A 14,963-nucleotide genomic window follows, 5' to 3' on the forward strand; every position below is an offset into this window, starting at 1 on the left:
CGAGCACGGTATACCCTGCCCCATCAAGGGATCAACATAGCGGGGCAATAAGCGTTACCCCTTCAGCAACATCCTACAGATAATTCCCAGTACTACAGACAATTCCTAAGTTAACCCGATTATTTTTCGAACTATCACGAGATAAAACTCGCCACTTCACTATAGATGCCATCTGGCACTGCACGCCAAATTATATAACCGCCATTAGAGACTAGTTCGAAACGAACTACAGGTGCTGCTTTTTACCTGTGGCGGCTCTCGTTTATTAAAATCACGACCGGAATCATCATGAAATTTACCGCTATCTCCACCGCTGCAACACTTCTTGCCCTGACAGCTGCGTTATCACGGCCCGCATTCGCCACCAACGACGGGGTCATCAACTTCACGGGGTTGGTGACCGATGTGACCTGCACCGTCGAGGGTGCCGCACCTGGCACAGGCGCAGTGGTCAAGGACGTCAACCTGGGCGGCGTCTCTGCTTCACGCCTGGCAACCGCTGGCAGTCGCGCCAACCTCACCGGTTTCACCATTCGCATTGGCGGGCCCGGCGAAGGCAGTTGCACCAACGGCCGCACCGCCATGGTGGCGTTCGACCCAACCAGCCCGGCCATTGACGTGGCGACCGGGCGCTTGAACATCGACGGCTACGACGACCCTTCCGACACTACCAATGCCAAGAACGTACAGGTCGAAGTCACTAACCGCGACGGCTCCCCGATCAACGTCTACACCGATAAATCCGAGGGCGTCGTGATCGCCGATAACCAGGCCATTATCCCGCTGGCAGCCCAAATGTACGCCAGCGGCGCCGCAACCGAAGGCACGGTGAAAACACGCGTCGGCTTCCTGGTCGAATACGCCGAGTAAGGGACAACACGTCTGCATACGCAGACCTCGAAGCCCGGGACCTGCAATTGCATTGCGGGTCCGCCCCCAGACTCGAAGAGACTTCAAATGATTAAAAGAATGGCCTGCCGTGCTCTCGCCACCTTTGCCCTCGGGCTGCTATCGCTGCACGCGCTCAACGCCCATGCCGGCATCATTGTCCATGGCACACGCGTGATCTACCCCGCTGAGCAGCAGGAAGTGGTTGTGCGCCTGGAAAATAAAGGCGATCGCCCGGCACTGGTACAGACCTGGCTGGATACGGGCGACCGAAACTCGACACCAGCGACTGCGCAGACTCCGTTCACCCTCTCACCGCCGATGTTTCGCATCGAACCGCACCAACAACAGGCATTGCGCCTGCGTTATTCCGGCGCCCCGTTGCCTACTGATCGCGAAAGCCTGTTCTGGTTGAACATATTCGAAGTGCCGCCGACTTCCGCCGACGCCGCGCAAAACAACCAGATCGAATTGTCGTTTCGCACTCGCTTGCGGGTGTTCCTGCGCCCACAAGGGTTGCCATACCCCGTCAGCAGCGCGGCAACCAGACTGCAGTGGAAACTGGTCCCCCATGACAATGGGTTCGCCCTGCAAGCGACCAACCCCACGCCCTACCATATTTCGCTGGCATCGGTCGCGTTGCTGAGCGAAGGCAAACGGTTCAACAAGGCGCCGAGCCAGGCGGCCAATGACGGTCTGTTATTGCCGGCCGGAGACATGAAACTGTTTGCATTGCCCCAGTTGCGTATTCGTCCCAACGGCAACCCCAAGGTCGAGTTCGTTTCCGTCAGCGATTTTGGCGCCCGCGTGCAGCACACGACGGCTGTCACCCTTTCGTCCGCAGGATAACCCGCAGCATGAACGCGACTTTGATCTCACATTGGCTAACCAGACTCAGCCTGTTGACGCTTGCACTGATCTGTCCCGTCATGGCGCAGGCAAGCGTTGTGATCAGCAGCACACGGATCATCTATCCGCAACAGGACAAGGAAGTCACAGTAAGGCTGGAAAGCAAGAATCAGGTACCCGTCCTGATGCAGGCATGGCTGGACAAGGGTGACGAGCACTCTACCCCGGACGCCGGCGGAATCCCCTTTGTTGTCACGCCGCCGATCTTTCGTATCGAGCCAGGCCGGCAACACGTCGTGCGCCTGGCATACACCGGCGAAACGCTGCCGTCTGCGCAGGAAAGCCTGTACTGGTTCAACTTACTCGAAGTGCCTTCGCAGGCCGAAGATGCCGCCCAGGGCAACCAGTTGCAACTTGCCTTCCGCTCCAGGATCAAGGTGTTTCTCCGACCGCCCAGCCTGCCCTTTGCGGCCGAAGCCGCGCCGGCCAAATTGCAGTGGCGCAGCGTAACCACCGAGCACGGCCCGTCACTGGAGGTCTATAACCCGACCCCCTATTACGTGAATTTCGACAAGATCGAAGTGGTCGCGAAGGGGCAGCGCCATGCGCGCAAATCCGCTGCATCGAGCGGAGACAATATGGTGGCGCCCGATAGCCGCAACCACTTCCAGATTGCAGGGCTTGCGTCGTTGCGTACGGCCGAGATGACCGTGGAGTTCCAGACGCTCGACGACTTCGGGCTCACGATCCAGCACAGCGCCAAGGTGTCGCCATGATCGCCCCACCCTGAGTTCATCAGGGTCCAGTCCCTGCCTCTCGAGGTTGATTGACCCGCCGCAGCACAAATCAAACACGTCCGTTCAGTACTTGTTCGTCAGGACAGGGCCGCGCTTTGTCGCAATTCGGACCACAACTTTCCCCGGGAACGGTATCCATGAGTTCGAAAACACCGGCCAGACCCGAAAACGGGTTTATATCGCCTTTCAGGTTGACGCTTGTAGCTCAAGGTCTATTGCTGTTGGGTGGCGCCCACACTGCAGCGGCCCAAGACGCCACGCATTCTGTATTCAACCCGGCCTTTTTTCCCGGCGGGGCAGCGGGCTTGCAGGTCGACATTTCAAAGTTCAACCAAGGCAACGTCGTGCTACCCGGCAGCTACCGTGCGGAGGTTTATCTCAACGGCCAATGGATAGGCAGAGAGACGCTATCGTTCAAAGCGATGGACGGACAAGACACTGCGCAGATGTGCCTTGAGCGTGACGCGCTCTTCAGGTTCGGCATCGACATGGAGGCGGTCGACAGGCAATCGACCGACGCCGTATTTTCCGCATGCGCCGATATTGCCAGCTACCTGCCAGGCGCCAGCGGCCGGTTCGATTCCGGTGAAAATCGCCTTGACCTGCAGATTCCGCAGATTTACCTCGCACGCAAGGCTCGGGGTTATATCGATCCCAAACACTGGGACAGTGGCATCGACGCTGCCTTCGTGCGTTACAACGCCAACACCTTTGCCACCCAAACCAGGCATCAGTCGCTCAACTCCAACTACGTCGGCCTGAACACCGGGCTCAACCTGGGCGACTGGCATTGGCGCCACAACGGCAGCTACAGCCAATCAAAGGTGGGCACTGGCTACCAAAGCAGCAGCACCTACGTTCAGCGTGAAATGAGCTCGCTGCAGTCTCAATTGATGGTCGGCGAAATCTACACGCCGGGCGAGCTGTTCGACAGCGTCCGCCTGCGGGGTGCGAGCCTGTTCAGCGATGACCGGATGCTGCCTGATTCCCAGACCGGTTTTGCCCCCGTGGTGCGCGGCGTTGCCGAGACCAACGCGCGGGTTACCGTGCGCCAGCGCGGGGTACTGCTGGATGAGGTGTCGGTGGCGCCTGGGCCGTTTGTACTCAATGATTTATTCCCTACCGGATATGGCGGCGACCTGACCGTCACGATCACCGAGGCGGATGGCCGTCAGCGGGAGTTCATCGTCCCCTTTGCGGCCAACGCCAACCTCCTGCGACCCGGCCACCACCGCTATTCGCTGAGCATCGGCCAGCTCGACGAGCTTGGCCTTCGGCACCCACCCACACTGATGCAGGCGACCTACCAGCATGGCCTCAGCAATCTACTGACCGGCTATACCGGTGCGGTCGTGGGCCAAGACTACAACTCACAATTATTGGGAACGGCACTCAACACGCCATTGGGTGCGGTGTCATTTGACTTGACCCACTCCAATGCCCATGTACCTGGACACGGTTCGCGTGAGGGACAAAGCCTGCAACTGCGCTACAGCAAGAATTTCGCAGACACCGGCACTCACTTCGCATTGGGGGCCTACCGCTATTCCACTGAAGGGTTCCTGAGCGTGGGCGATGCCGCACGGGTTCGCGACCTTGCCATCGACGGACTCAGCCTCGACAGCGTCTCGCGCCTGCGCGACAGAATGGACATAAGCCTCAACCAGAGCCTGGGCAACGGCTCGGTTTACCTGACCGGTTCTTCGCAAAACTATTGGAACCGCACAAGTGGCAACCTGACCTTTACCGCGGGATACAGCGGCACCTGGAAGGGCCTTCACTATACCGTCAGTGCACAGCGCACCCGTGACCTGTTGAGCGACCGAGTCGACAAGCAGGTGGATCTGACCTTGAGCCTGCCACTGGGCAGCGGCGCGCGTTCGCCGACCCTGACCACCACGGTCTATCACGGCGACCAAAACAGTGGCGAGCGCGTGAACGTCGGCGGCAGCCTTGGCGAACGCAGCGAATTCAGCTATGGCCTTGGTGCCAGTCGAACCCGAGGCAGTGGCAACGCCGCGAGTGCCGATATGAAATACCAGGCCAGCCACGGCGTGCTGTCTGCCGGTTACGGGCAGAGCAGCGACTACCGCTCGGTATCGCTGGGGATGACCGGCGGCATCGTTGCCCACGCCGGCGGCGTGACCTTCGCCCCGGAGTTGGGCGACACCATCGGCATCGTCCAGGCGCCCGACGCCCAGGGTGCGCGGATCAACGGTAACCACAGCGCGCAAGTCGGTAACAGCGGCTACGCCGTGGTACCCCACCTGACCCCGTATCGCCAGAACGTCGTGGAGCTGGACCCGAAGGACCTTTCGGTCGATGTGGAACTCAAGACCGCCGCCCAGAACGTAGCGCCCCGTGCCGGTTCGGTGGTGAAGCTTAAGTTCGAGACGGTCAGCGGCCAGGCCATATTGATCACGGCACTGCGCGAGGATGGCAGCCCGCTGCCGTTTGGTGCGGATGTGTTCGATGAGGACGGCGCGAGCGTCGGGGTGGTCGGGCAGGGTGGTCAAGCCTTTGTTCGAGTGTCTCGTACACAGGGACCATTGACGATCAAGTGGGGCCCCCATGCCGGCGCCGCATGCCAGTTGCATTACGACTTGGGTCCACAGTCGAACATTGCCGGCACCCAACGCTTGCTTAATCTCGACGCGGGCACCTGCCGGCTCGATACAGCACAGCACATGCCACCGTCGAGCGAGCGCAATGCAAGCAGTTGATCCGGCGCAGGCGAGCACGCCCAGCGCACTGCTTGCCTGCAACCGCCCTATTTCTTTTGCGGGACTGAAGATGAAACGCGCCATACAACTCATGTCAACAGTGCTGGTCCTTGGCTCGCCGATTGCGGCTCAAGCGGCGTGTGACAGGTATCAGAACGACACATTCACACTCACCCTTCCGTCCACAATCGTCGTGCCGGACAGCCTCCCGGTGGAGTCTGAAATTGTCATTAAGGAATTCACTGGTACGGCACCCTCTTACACCATGAATTGCGGCCACACTTTATTAACGATTACCGGGCGCTACAACGCAAGGTCTCACTCAAAGTACTACGAGACCGAGGTTCCTGGCGTGGGCGTGCACATGCGCATCCGACATTCCGGCTCGCTTTACCCTTTCTTTGGCATGCATAACCAACAACGCACATTCAGCGGCCCCCTCACCAGCTTCATGGCCGCGGAGTTGAGGTTCTATAAAGCCGGGCCTGTAACAGACGGGACAGTGCCTGCCGGTAACATTTGGGTGCAGAGACTGGATAACCGTCCGGAGAGTTTTACCTTGAGGCTCGGCAACGCAGTGCGCTTTGTCAGGCCCGCCGCCACCTGCGACCTGGCAACCGGCGACGTCAACCGCACGATCTCGCTCGACCCGGTGCAAGTCGGCGCATTCAACAACGCAACGACCGCGGGCCCACGCAACTTCGAGTTAACCGCAAACTGCACCAACGCTTCCAACGTGACCTTCCGCTTTTCCGGTACCCCCGCACCTGGCAATGATCGGCTCTTCGCCAATACGGGCACTGCCGGTGGCGTCGCCCTGTGGCTGTATTCGCGCATTGGCGGCGGTATCCAGAACATCCTCGCCAACGGCACCGAAAACACCCGCACGGTGCCGGTCTCCGGGGGGCGCGCGGTGCTGCCGCTGGGTGCGGCCTATCACAAGAACGGCACGGTCAGCCAAGGCAGGCTCGAAACGACCGCGACCGTCAACATCACCTATAACTAAAAACCTGAGGAGTATGTAATGAGGATTCGAGCCCTGCCCCTGCTGCTGGCTATCATCGCGAGCCTGGCCGCCACTGCGGTCCAGGCCGCAACCACGGGCACCTTGCGCTTTACCGGCCAGGTCAACGCCGGCACCTGCAACCTGGCCGCCGGTGATGTGACCCGCACCATCACCCTGCCCTCGATCAAAGTATCGGATTTTGATTCATCCGAAGAAGTGGGTACGACAAATTTCGACATTACCGCCGAGTGCGAATCGGACATTCAAAATGTGTTCTTTCTGTTCGCGGGCACTCCGTCCAGCGGCAATGGCGCATTGTTCGCCAACACCGGAACCTCAGCCGGGACGGCGCTCTCGCTTTCCCACCGAAACGTCGCTGACATTCCCGCCAATGGTTCTGTCGCCGAGCGCACTCGCCAGATCGCCACAAGCGGCGCAAGAGCGTTGTTACCGATGAATGCGTCGTATCGGAAAACCGGCACCCCAATTACCGCGGGTACCCTGGACAGCACTGTCACCGTTTCCATTACTTACAATTGATGGGGAACCGCGCACGAAAAAAATGCCCAGCCTTTGCAGGCCGGGCATTTTTTTCGCGTCCCGGAAAAATCAGGACTGACTGGTTGGCGTCGGGGTGACCGGCGTTGCAGTCGGGGTGGCGGCAGGCGTGGGTGCCGACACCGAGTTGGCTGTCGAAGCAGCCGGTGCCGTGGTTGCCGGCTTGGCGGCAACAGCAGGCTTAGGCGCTGCCGGTTTTTTCGCTGCAGCTGGCTTCTTCGCCGCAGCAGGTTTGGCGGCTGGCTTGGCCACCGGTTTCGCGGCAGCTGGCTTGGCCGCAGGTTTAGCAGCGGCAGGCTTGGCCGCGGGTTTGGCGGCTGCGGTTTTGGCTGCGGGCTTAGCGGCCGGTTTTGCGGCGGCCTTGACTGCTGGCTTAGCCGCAGGTTTGGCAGTTGCTTTCGCAGCCACGGGTTTAGCGGTGGCCTTGGCAGCCGGTTTGGCCGCTGCGGTTTTGGCAGCCGGTTTAGCGACTGCTTTTACAGCTGCCTTGGCCGCGGGTTTTGCAGCTGGCTTGGCGGCAGCTTTCACCAGAGGTTTGGCAGCCGTTTTAGCCGCTGGTTTGGCAGCGGCCGTTTTTGCAGCAGGCTTGGCAGCCGGTTTAGCGGCGGCCGCTTTCACTGGAGCCACTTTGGCACCGGTCAGTTTTTCGATTTGCTTTGTCAGGGTATCGACCTTGCTGTGCAGGGTCTTCAGCTCAGCTTTACTCGGCACGCCCAGGCGCGAAATAGCACTGTTGAGGCGCTTGTCCAGAGCCCCTTCGAGTTCGCCCCAAGTACCCAATACCTGTTTCTTCGCATCACTGATGCGCGAACCGGCAGTGGCTTTAGCAGCACCTACTTGTTTACCCACTGCGCTCTTGGTCAACTTCTCGGCTTTCTCGCCGTCCTTAACCAACGTCTCGAAGAGTTTACTGCCGTCACTGTCGATCTTCGAGTAAACGCCTAAACCAGCCAGCCAGATCTTGCGGGAATACTCTTCAACTTTCCCGACCCACGAGCTGCCTTCTTTCTGAGTAGTCTTTTTAACAGCCATCCCGATGTCTCCTTAGTGTTTACGCGCGACACGTTCGAGCAATGCCGTCAGCTCTTCGAGCTTAGCAGAGAGTGTCTCCACGTCATGTTTAGACGCAATGCCAATTCGATTCAAGGCACTGGCAACGCGAGTATCAAAAGCTTTTTCAACTTTATCCAGCTGAACTTCTACCAGACCTTTGACCGCGGAGACATTACTCTTTACTTGATCAATCTGACTGTTGGCTGCATCAAGTTGTTCCACTGCAACTTTTTTGCCTTTACTTTCAATATGTTGACCGGTTTTAACCAGCTCTTTGAAGTAGTCGCCGCCCTCGCTGCCGACCTTCGCGTAGGCACCAAGACCCGCCAACCAGATCTTGCGGGCGTAGGTTTTAACGTCACTCAACGCGCCGGTCTGAGCATCGATTTTTTTCTTCAGGATAACTTTGGCCATGGTGCACCTCACGCAGAAAAGGGGGGAGGAACGGCCCGCAGGAGTTGAGGACCTGGGCACAAAGTAGGCTGGAAAATTAGAATCGGCACCCTAAGTACTCGCGGATCAGGCCAAGGCTTTATCCAGGGCTTTCTCGATTTCGGACTTGATGGTGCCACTCATGGCCGACATCAACAGGCCCAGTTCCACATCAATGCGCAGCGAATCATCCGCCACCAACACGGTGCCTTTAACCCCCGAACGCTTGAGGTTCAAGGTATCGCCGGACCACGAGGGCTCCAGGCCATATTGCTCCTGGAGTTTATGCGCCAACTTCTCGGCCTTTGCGCGTGCCCCTTCTTTACCCAGGGAATGTGCACGCTCAACGGTTATACGGGCCATTACGATGACTCCTCTTTATAGGGATTTGAATACCTTGAATGCGGCAAAAGGTCTCGGTGCCTGCCTATCTTACCTGCAGCCTTGCCAAGACAAAGCAGGCCTTGGGGATTATCATGTCCCGCATTCTCTTTTGGTGACAGCGATATGACTGATCAGCGCAAAGGCAGCGATGCCGAACCCACCACTCACTTCGGTTTCAAGAACGTCCCGGAAAGCCAGAAGGCGGAAAAAGTCGCTGAGGTGTTCCACTCCGTGGCAGCCAAGTACGACCTGATGAACGACGTGCTCTCCGGCGGCATGCACCGCCTGTGGAAACGCTTCACCATCGAGCTGTCGGGGGTACGCACCGGCAACCGCGTGCTGGACATCGCCGGCGGTACGGGTGACCTGGCGGCCAAGTTTTCCAAGCTTGTCGGCCCTACCGGCCAGGTGGTGCTGGCGGATATCAACGGCTCGATGCTCAAGGTCGGCCGTGATCGCCTGCTCGACAAAGGCGTGGCCGGCAATATCGAATTCGTCCAGGCCGACGCTGAAAAGCTGCCGTTCCCCGACAACCATTTCGACTGCGTGACCATCGCCTTCGGCCTGCGCAACGTGACCCACAAGGAAGACGCGATCCGCTCGATGCTGCGCGTCCTCAAGCCGGGTGGCCGCCTGTTGGTACTGGAGTTCTCCAAGCCGACCAACGCGCTGATGTCCAAGGTCTACGACACCTACTCCTTCGCCTTCATGCCGTTGATGGGCAAGCTGATCACCAATGACGCCGAAAGCTACCGCTACCTGGCCGAATCGATCCGCATGCACCCCGACCAGGAAACCCTGAAGTCGATGATGGTAGAAGCCGGTTTCGACCGCGTGACCTACCACAACATGACTTCGGGCATTGTCGCCCTGCACCGTGGCATCAAGCCCTGATGCTGCTCAAAGGCCTTCTCGCCAGCGTCGAACACGGGATCAACCGTGTACTGCGCCTGGACAGCACCGCCCTGGCACGGCTCGCGCACTTGAACGGCAAGGTCATCGCCGTGGACTGCAGCAGCCCCGCCCTGCAGCTGTTTATCCTGCCCAGCGATGAAGGCCTGCTGCTCGCCACTCAATGGGCTGCCGAAGCCGACTGCACCCTGCGTGCACCCGCCTCCAGCCTATTGCACCTGGCGCTGAGCCGCAACAAGACCGCCATCCTCCACGGCCCCGAAGTGCACCTGGAAGGCGACAGTGCGGTCCTGATGGACCTGGCCGCCGTGCTGCAGGACCTGGAACTGGACTGGGAATACGAGCTGTCCCGCTGGATCGGCCCCGTCGCCACCCAACTGATCAGCGGGCACCTGCGCAGTCGCACGCGCTGGTACCAGCAGGGGTTCGCCAGCCTCAACCAGAACCTTGCCGAATACTTGAGCGAAGAATCGCGCACCCTGGTCGGCGAACGAGAAGCGCAAGCGCGCTTTCGTGAGCTCGACAAGGCCAAAATCGACCTGGAACGCCTCGAGGCCCGCTTCGAGCGCCTGAGCCGTTCCCTTGATCCAAGCGATAACGCATGAAGCTGCTCGCCGTCCGCCGTTTGTTCCGTATCCAGCGCGTCGTAATCCGCTACCGCCTCGATGACCTGCTGTTCGCCCTGCCCTTGCCATGGTTCCTGCTGGCGGTGCGCTATGTGCTGCCTTGGCGCTGGTTCCCGCGCAAACAGCTGGAGTTGAGTCGAGGCGCGCGCCTGCGCCTGGCGTTGCAGGACCTGGGGCCGATTTTTATCAAGTTCGGGCAGATCCTCTCCACGCGCCGCGACCTGCTGCCCGAAGACATCGCCGACGAACTGATGCTGCTGCAGGATCGCGTGCCGCCGTTCGATTCCCAGCAGTCGATGAAGCTGATCGAAGAGCAACTGGGCAAGAAGATCAGCGAGGTGTTCAGCCGCTTCGACGTCGAACCGCTGGCCTCGGCCTCGGTGGCGCAAGTGCACGCCGCGCAGTTGAAGAGCGGCGAAGAAGTGGTGGTGAAGGTGATTCGCCCGGGCCTCAAGCCGATCATCGGCCAGGACCTGGCGTGGCTGTTTATCCTGGCCCGCGCCGCCGAACGTTTCTCTGCCGATGCGCGCCTGCTGCACCCGGTGGACGTGGTCGCCGACTACGAAAAAACCATCTACGACGAACTCGACCTGCTGCGCGAAGCGGCCAACGCCAGCCAGCTCAAGCGCAACTTCGAAGGCTCGCCGCTGCTGTACGTGCCGCAGGTGTACTGGGACTGGTGCCGCCCGAAAGTGCTGGTGATGGAGCGCATCTACGGCGTGCAGGTCACCGACCTCGCGACCCTGGCCGACCAGCGCACCGACATGAAGATGCTTGCCGAGCGCGGCGTGGAGATCTTCTTCACCCAGGTGTTCCGCGACAGTTTCTTCCACGCCGACATGCACCCCGGCAATATCTTCGTCAGCACCGTCAACCCGTGGAGCCCGCAGTACATTGCGATCGACTGCGGCATCGTCGGCAGCCTGACCCCGGAAGACCAGGACTACCTGGCGCGCAACCTGTTCGCCTTCTTCAAGCGCGACTACCGCCGCGTGGCGCAGTTGCACATCGATTCGGGCTGGGTGCCGGCGGAAACCAAGCTCAATGAATTCGAAGCGGCGATCCGCACCGTGTGCGAGCCGATCTTTGAAAAACCCCTGAAAGATATCTCCTTCGGCCAGGTGCTGATGCGCCTGTTCCAGACCGCGCGGCGCTTCAATATGGAAGTGCAGCCGCAACTGGTGCTGCTGCAAAAAACCCTGCTCAACATCGAAGGCCTGGGCCGTCAGCTGTACCCGGACCTCGACCTGTGGAACACCGCCCAGCCGTTCCTGGAACGCTGGATGCGCGAGCGGGTCAGCCCGAAAACCCTGCTGGGCAACCTGCACAGCCAGTTCGAACAGCTGCCGCACCTGGCCAACATGACCCGCGACCTGCTGGAGCGCATGTCCCAGCCCCATGCCAAAGACCCCGCACCGCCCTGGCAGAAGCGCAAGGACGACTGGTTCCTGCGCCTGCTGGGGGCCGCGCACCTGGTCGGTGGCGTGATGCTGGCCATTGGCGGGCCGCTGAACCAACTGGGCCACTGGCCGGCCGGCATCATGGTCGCCGTGGGTGTTTATCTGATCGTGCGTCGATAGCCAATCCGGTTATACACTGTCGCAAATTGCCGGAGCCGAAAATGAAAGACTGGCTGGACGAGATCAAGTGGGACAGTGACGGCCTGGTGCCGGCCATTGCCCAAGACTACAAGACCGGGCGCGTGCTGATGATGGCCTGGATGAACCGCGAGGCCCTGAGCCTCACCGCCACTGAGCAGCGCGCCATTTACTGGTCACGTTCCCGTGGCAAACTGTGGCGCAAGGGCGAAGAGTCCGGGCACGTGCAGACCCTGCACGAGATGCGCATCGACTGCGACGCCGACGTGGTGATCCTCAAGGTCGAGCAGATCGGCGACATCGCCTGCCACACCGGCCGCCACAGCTGCTTCTATCGCGTGTTCGAGAACGGCGAATGGAAGGTCGTGGAGCCGGTGCTCAAAGACCCGCACGCCATCTACTCGGCAGGACACTGACCATGAGCGATACCCTCAACCGTGTGGCCCAGGTGCTGGAGGACCGCAAAGGTGCGGACGCCGACAGCTCCTACGTCGCCAGCCTGTACCACAAGGGTCTGAACAAGATCCTGGAAAAACTCGGCGAAGAGTCCATCGAGACCATCATCGCGGCCAAGGACGCGCAAATCAGCGGCGATTGCAGCGATGTCATCTATGAGACCGCCGACTTGTGGTTCCATAGCCTGGTCATGCTCGCCCAACTGGGGCAGCATCCACAGGCCGTGCTGGATGAACTGGACCGTCGCTTCGGCTTGTCCGGGCACGCCGAAAAGGCATCGCGCCCGTCCGCCTGAATAACTTTTACTAGAGGATTTGCAGCATGGGCATTTTTGACTGGAAACACTGGATCGTCATTCTGGTAGTGGTGGTACTGGTATTCGGCACCAAGAAACTCAAAAACCTCGGCACCGACGTGGGCGAGTCGATCAAGGGCTTCCGTAAAGCCATGAACGACGATGATAAGCCTGCCGACCCGGCCGCCAACCCGGTGCCACCGGCCCAGCCTGTACACCCCCAGGCCACCCAGCCGATCACCGAGCGTCGCACCTTCGACGTGCAGGCTGAAAAAGTCGAAGAGCCGACCCGCAAAGACTCGTGAGCACTGACTAATGTTTGGTATCAGCTTCTCTGAACTGCTGCTCGTCGGCCTGGTTGCCTTGCTGGTACTGGGGCCGGAACGCCTGCCCGGTGCCGCACGCACGGCCGGCCTGTGGATCGGGCGCCTGAAACGCAGTTTCAACGCCATCAAACAGGAAGTTGAACGGGAAATCGGCGCCGACGAGATCCGTCGCCAACTGCACAACGAACATATTCTGTCGTTGGAACAGGAAGCCCGGAAGATCCTGTCGCCGGTGCAGGAGCCCGCCAAACCGGTGGAGCCTGTGGCCGAGCACAGCATCGCGCCTGCGCCAGCGGTGGATACCCAGCCCGCCGCCCCGACCCCGACCGCTCCAACCGAGCCTGCGCCGACGCCCGCTGCGTCGCCCGCGCCCCATGACCCTACATTGCCGCCGCGAGCCCCATGAGCGCTGATAAACCGGAAAACGACCAGCATATGCCGCTGGTCTCGCACCTGACCGAGCTGCGGACCCGCCTGCTGCGTTGCGTGGCCGCGATCTTCGTGATCTTTGCCGGGCTGTTCGCCTTTACCCAGCAGATCTACACCTTCGTCTCCACGCCGCTGCGCCAGTACCTGCCGGCCGGCGCGACGATGATTGCCACCGATGTGTCATCGCCCTTCCTCACACCGTTGAAGCTGACGATGATGGTCTCGCTGTTCCTGGCGATCCCGGTGATCCTGCACCAGATCTGGGGCTTTATCGCGCCGGGCCTGTACAAGCATGAGAAGCGCATCGCCGTGCCCTTGCTGGTGTCGAGCATCCTGCTGTTCTACACCGGCATGGCCTTCGCCTACTTCCTGGTGTTCCCGTTGATCTTCAAGTTCTTCGCCGCCGCCACCCCGGCCGGCGTGGAGATGATGACGGACATCACCAGCTACCTCGACTTCGTGATGACGCTGTTCTTCGCCTTTGGCGTCGCCTTCGAAATCCCCGTGGCCGTGGTGTTGCTGGTGTGGATCGGCGTGGTCAACGTGCAGTACCTGAAGAAGATCCGCCCGTACGTGATCATCGGCTGCTTCGTGGTCGGCATGATCCTCACGCCGCCGGACATCTTCTCCCAGACCCTGCTGGCCGTGCCGATGTGGATGCTGTTCGAGATCGGCATCCTGTTCAGCGGCCTGATCAGCAAGCGTGGCGATCACCCGGATGACCAACCCGCAGACGACGACCAGCCGCCAGCGACCCAGCCGTGAACCTGCTGCTGCTGTTCGATGCCGACTTTATCGCGGCCGACCGGGTGATCCTGCGTGATCGGCGCCTGGTGCATATGCAGGAAGTCCACCGCGCCGCCGTAGGCGACAGCCTGCGGGTCGGGCGCCTTGGCGGGTTGATGGGCAACGCGCAATTGCTGCGCCTGGAAGCCCGTGAAGCCGAACTGCAAGTGAGCTTCGACCAACCACCGCCGGCCAAACTGCCCCTGACCCTGCTGCTGGCCCTGCCACGTCCGAAGATGCTGCGCCGGGTCCTGCAAACCGTGGCGGCCATGGGCGTGCCGAAAGTGGTGCTGGTCAACAGCTACCGGGTGGAAAAAAGCTTCTGGCAGACCCCCTTCCTGGAGCCCGAGGCCATTCGCGAACAACTGATCCTCGGCCTGGAACAGGCGCGGGACACGGTACTGCCGGAAATCCTTATCGAAAAGCGCTTCAAGCCCTTCGTCGAAGACCGCCTGCCGGCCATGACCGCAGGCACCTTTGGCCTGATTGGCCATCCCGGCGACTACCCACCCTGCCCACGCGGCCTGGACGAACCGGTCACCCTGGCCATAGGCCCGGAAGGTGGCTGGATCCCCTATGAGGTGGACCTGCTGGCCAAGGCCGGCTTGCAGCCGGTGCAATTGGGCGCCCGCATCCTGCGCGTCGAAACGGCCGTCACCGCCCTGCTCGCCCGCCTTTTCTAACCACACCGCATAACCCTTTGGGAGGGGGCTTGCTCCCGATAGCGGCGGGTCAGTCAGCATTTCTGATACTGAACCACCGCTATCGGGAGCAAGCCCCCTCCCACAGGGGACAGCGTCGCTACAGAATTCCGTATGCAAGCCGATAACCCGTGAATAAGTCCA

General features: G+C 60.5%; 18 protein-coding genes. 15 read left to right on the top strand and 3 right to left on the bottom strand.

The features are described 5' to 3' along the window. The first annotated feature begins 288 nt into the window (after nucleotides 1–288). The 6 genes from C8K58_RS09875 (at nucleotide 289) to C8K58_RS09900 (ending at nucleotide 6,803) form a co-directional block, all read left to right on the top strand. The gene (locus tag C8K58_RS09875) at nucleotides 289–870 is read left to right on the top strand and encodes a fimbrial protein (protein WP_027605022.1); all 582 of its coding nucleotides are present in this window, start codon (nucleotides 289–291) and stop codon (nucleotides 868–870) included. A 99-nt stretch (nucleotides 871–969) separates the two neighbouring features. Beyond that, a complete protein-coding gene (locus tag C8K58_RS09880) occupies nucleotides 970–1,737 on the top strand; it encodes a molecular chaperone (RefSeq protein ID WP_098480518.1) in 768 nt (255 codons plus the stop codon). A gap of 8 nt (nucleotides 1,738–1,745) precedes the next feature. Then, complete coding sequence (locus tag C8K58_RS09885; RefSeq protein ID WP_098480519.1) at nucleotides 1,746–2,513, top strand: molecular chaperone; 768 nt, start codon at nucleotides 1,746–1,748, stop codon at nucleotides 2,511–2,513. Between the two features lie 158 nt (nucleotides 2,514–2,671). Continuing rightward, the gene (locus C8K58_RS09890; RefSeq protein WP_043293457.1) at nucleotides 2,672–5,257 is read left to right on the top strand and encodes a fimbria/pilus outer membrane usher protein; all 2,586 of its coding nucleotides are present in this window, start codon (nucleotides 2,672–2,674) and stop codon (nucleotides 5,255–5,257) included. Beyond that, nucleotides 5,244–6,263, top strand: coding sequence for a fimbrial protein (locus C8K58_RS09895; RefSeq protein ID WP_315899008.1), 1,020 nt, complete (start codon nucleotides 5,244–5,246; stop codon nucleotides 6,261–6,263). The genes C8K58_RS09890 and C8K58_RS09895 overlap by 14 nt, the downstream gene beginning before the upstream one ends. A gap of 18 nt (nucleotides 6,264–6,281) precedes the next feature. Beyond that, a complete protein-coding gene (locus C8K58_RS09900; RefSeq protein ID WP_108573664.1) occupies nucleotides 6,282–6,803 on the top strand; it encodes a fimbrial protein in 522 nt (173 codons plus the stop codon). A gap of 69 nt (nucleotides 6,804–6,872) precedes the next feature. Here C8K58_RS09900 and C8K58_RS09905 read toward each other — a convergent pair whose 3' ends face one another. The 3 genes from C8K58_RS09905 to C8K58_RS09915 all read right to left on the bottom strand — a co-directional run bounded on the left by C8K58_RS09905 (nucleotide 6,873) and on the right by C8K58_RS09915 (nucleotide 8,669). Next, nucleotides 6,873–7,853, bottom strand: a complete 981-nt coding sequence (locus C8K58_RS09905) for a phasin family protein (protein WP_027605027.1) — start codon at nucleotides 7,851–7,853, stop codon at nucleotides 6,873–6,875. Between the two features lie 12 nt (nucleotides 7,854–7,865). Further along, nucleotides 7,866–8,288 (bottom strand): phasin family protein, encoded by a 423-nt coding sequence (locus C8K58_RS09910; RefSeq protein WP_108573665.1) that lies wholly within the window; start codon nucleotides 8,286–8,288, stop codon nucleotides 7,866–7,868. A gap of 105 nt (nucleotides 8,289–8,393) precedes the next feature. Then, on the bottom strand, nucleotides 8,394–8,669 hold the full coding sequence (locus C8K58_RS09915) for a polyhydroxyalkanoic acid system family protein (RefSeq protein WP_027605029.1): 276 nt from the start codon (nucleotides 8,667–8,669) through the stop codon (nucleotides 8,394–8,396). Nucleotides 8,670–8,813: 144 nt separating this feature from the next. Here C8K58_RS09915 and ubiE point away from each other — a divergent pair, with 144 nt between their 5' ends. The 9 genes from ubiE to C8K58_RS09960 are packed head-to-tail and all read left to right on the top strand — an operon-like array spanning nucleotide 8,814 to nucleotide 14,801. Next, nucleotides 8,814–9,584, top strand: a complete 771-nt coding sequence (ubiE, locus tag C8K58_RS09920) for a bifunctional demethylmenaquinone methyltransferase/2-methoxy-6-polyprenyl-1,4-benzoquinol methylase UbiE (protein WP_003171186.1) — start codon at nucleotides 8,814–8,816, stop codon at nucleotides 9,582–9,584. Then, nucleotides 9,584–10,207: an SCP2 domain-containing protein gene (locus C8K58_RS09925; RefSeq protein ID WP_027605030.1), complete on the top strand. Its 624-nt coding sequence runs from the start codon at nucleotides 9,584–9,586 to the stop codon at nucleotides 10,205–10,207. Before ubiE ends, C8K58_RS09925 begins: the two co-directional genes overlap by 1 nt. Further along, nucleotides 10,204–11,808: a ubiquinone biosynthesis regulatory protein kinase UbiB gene (gene ubiB, locus C8K58_RS09930; RefSeq protein WP_027605031.1), complete on the top strand. Its 1,605-nt coding sequence runs from the start codon at nucleotides 10,204–10,206 to the stop codon at nucleotides 11,806–11,808. The genes C8K58_RS09925 and ubiB overlap by 4 nt, the downstream gene beginning before the upstream one ends. A 41-nt stretch (nucleotides 11,809–11,849) precedes the next feature. Next, nucleotides 11,850–12,242, top strand: coding sequence for a phosphoribosyl-AMP cyclohydrolase (hisI, locus tag C8K58_RS09935; protein WP_012721796.1), 393 nt, complete (start codon nucleotides 11,850–11,852; stop codon nucleotides 12,240–12,242). A 2-nt stretch (nucleotides 12,243–12,244) separates the two neighbouring features. Further along, nucleotides 12,245–12,577, top strand: coding sequence for a phosphoribosyl-ATP diphosphatase (locus tag C8K58_RS09940; protein ID WP_027605032.1), 333 nt, complete (start codon nucleotides 12,245–12,247; stop codon nucleotides 12,575–12,577). Between the two features lie 26 nt (nucleotides 12,578–12,603). Continuing rightward, entirely contained in the window at nucleotides 12,604–12,882 is a 279-nt protein-coding gene (locus C8K58_RS09945; protein ID WP_108573666.1) for a twin-arginine translocase TatA/TatE family subunit, read from the top strand. Nucleotides 12,883–12,892: 10 nt separating this feature from the next. Continuing rightward, nucleotides 12,893–13,309, top strand: coding sequence for a Sec-independent protein translocase protein TatB (gene tatB / locus C8K58_RS09950; protein WP_098480521.1), 417 nt, complete (start codon nucleotides 12,893–12,895; stop codon nucleotides 13,307–13,309). Then, nucleotides 13,306–14,097 (top strand): twin-arginine translocase subunit TatC, encoded by a 792-nt coding sequence (gene tatC / locus C8K58_RS09955; RefSeq protein ID WP_027605034.1) that lies wholly within the window; start codon nucleotides 13,306–13,308, stop codon nucleotides 14,095–14,097. The genes tatB and tatC overlap by 4 nt, the downstream gene beginning before the upstream one ends. Beyond that, nucleotides 14,094–14,801, top strand: a complete 708-nt coding sequence (locus C8K58_RS09960) for a 16S rRNA (uracil(1498)-N(3))-methyltransferase (RefSeq protein ID WP_092358737.1) — start codon at nucleotides 14,094–14,096, stop codon at nucleotides 14,799–14,801. Before tatC ends, C8K58_RS09960 begins: the two co-directional genes overlap by 4 nt. The last annotated feature ends 162 nt before the right edge of the window (nucleotides 14,802–14,963 follow it).

The organism is Pseudomonas sp. GV047 (genome assembly GCF_003058245.1).
GTDB lineage: Bacteria > Pseudomonadota > Gammaproteobacteria > Pseudomonadales > Pseudomonadaceae > Aquipseudomonas > Aquipseudomonas marginalis.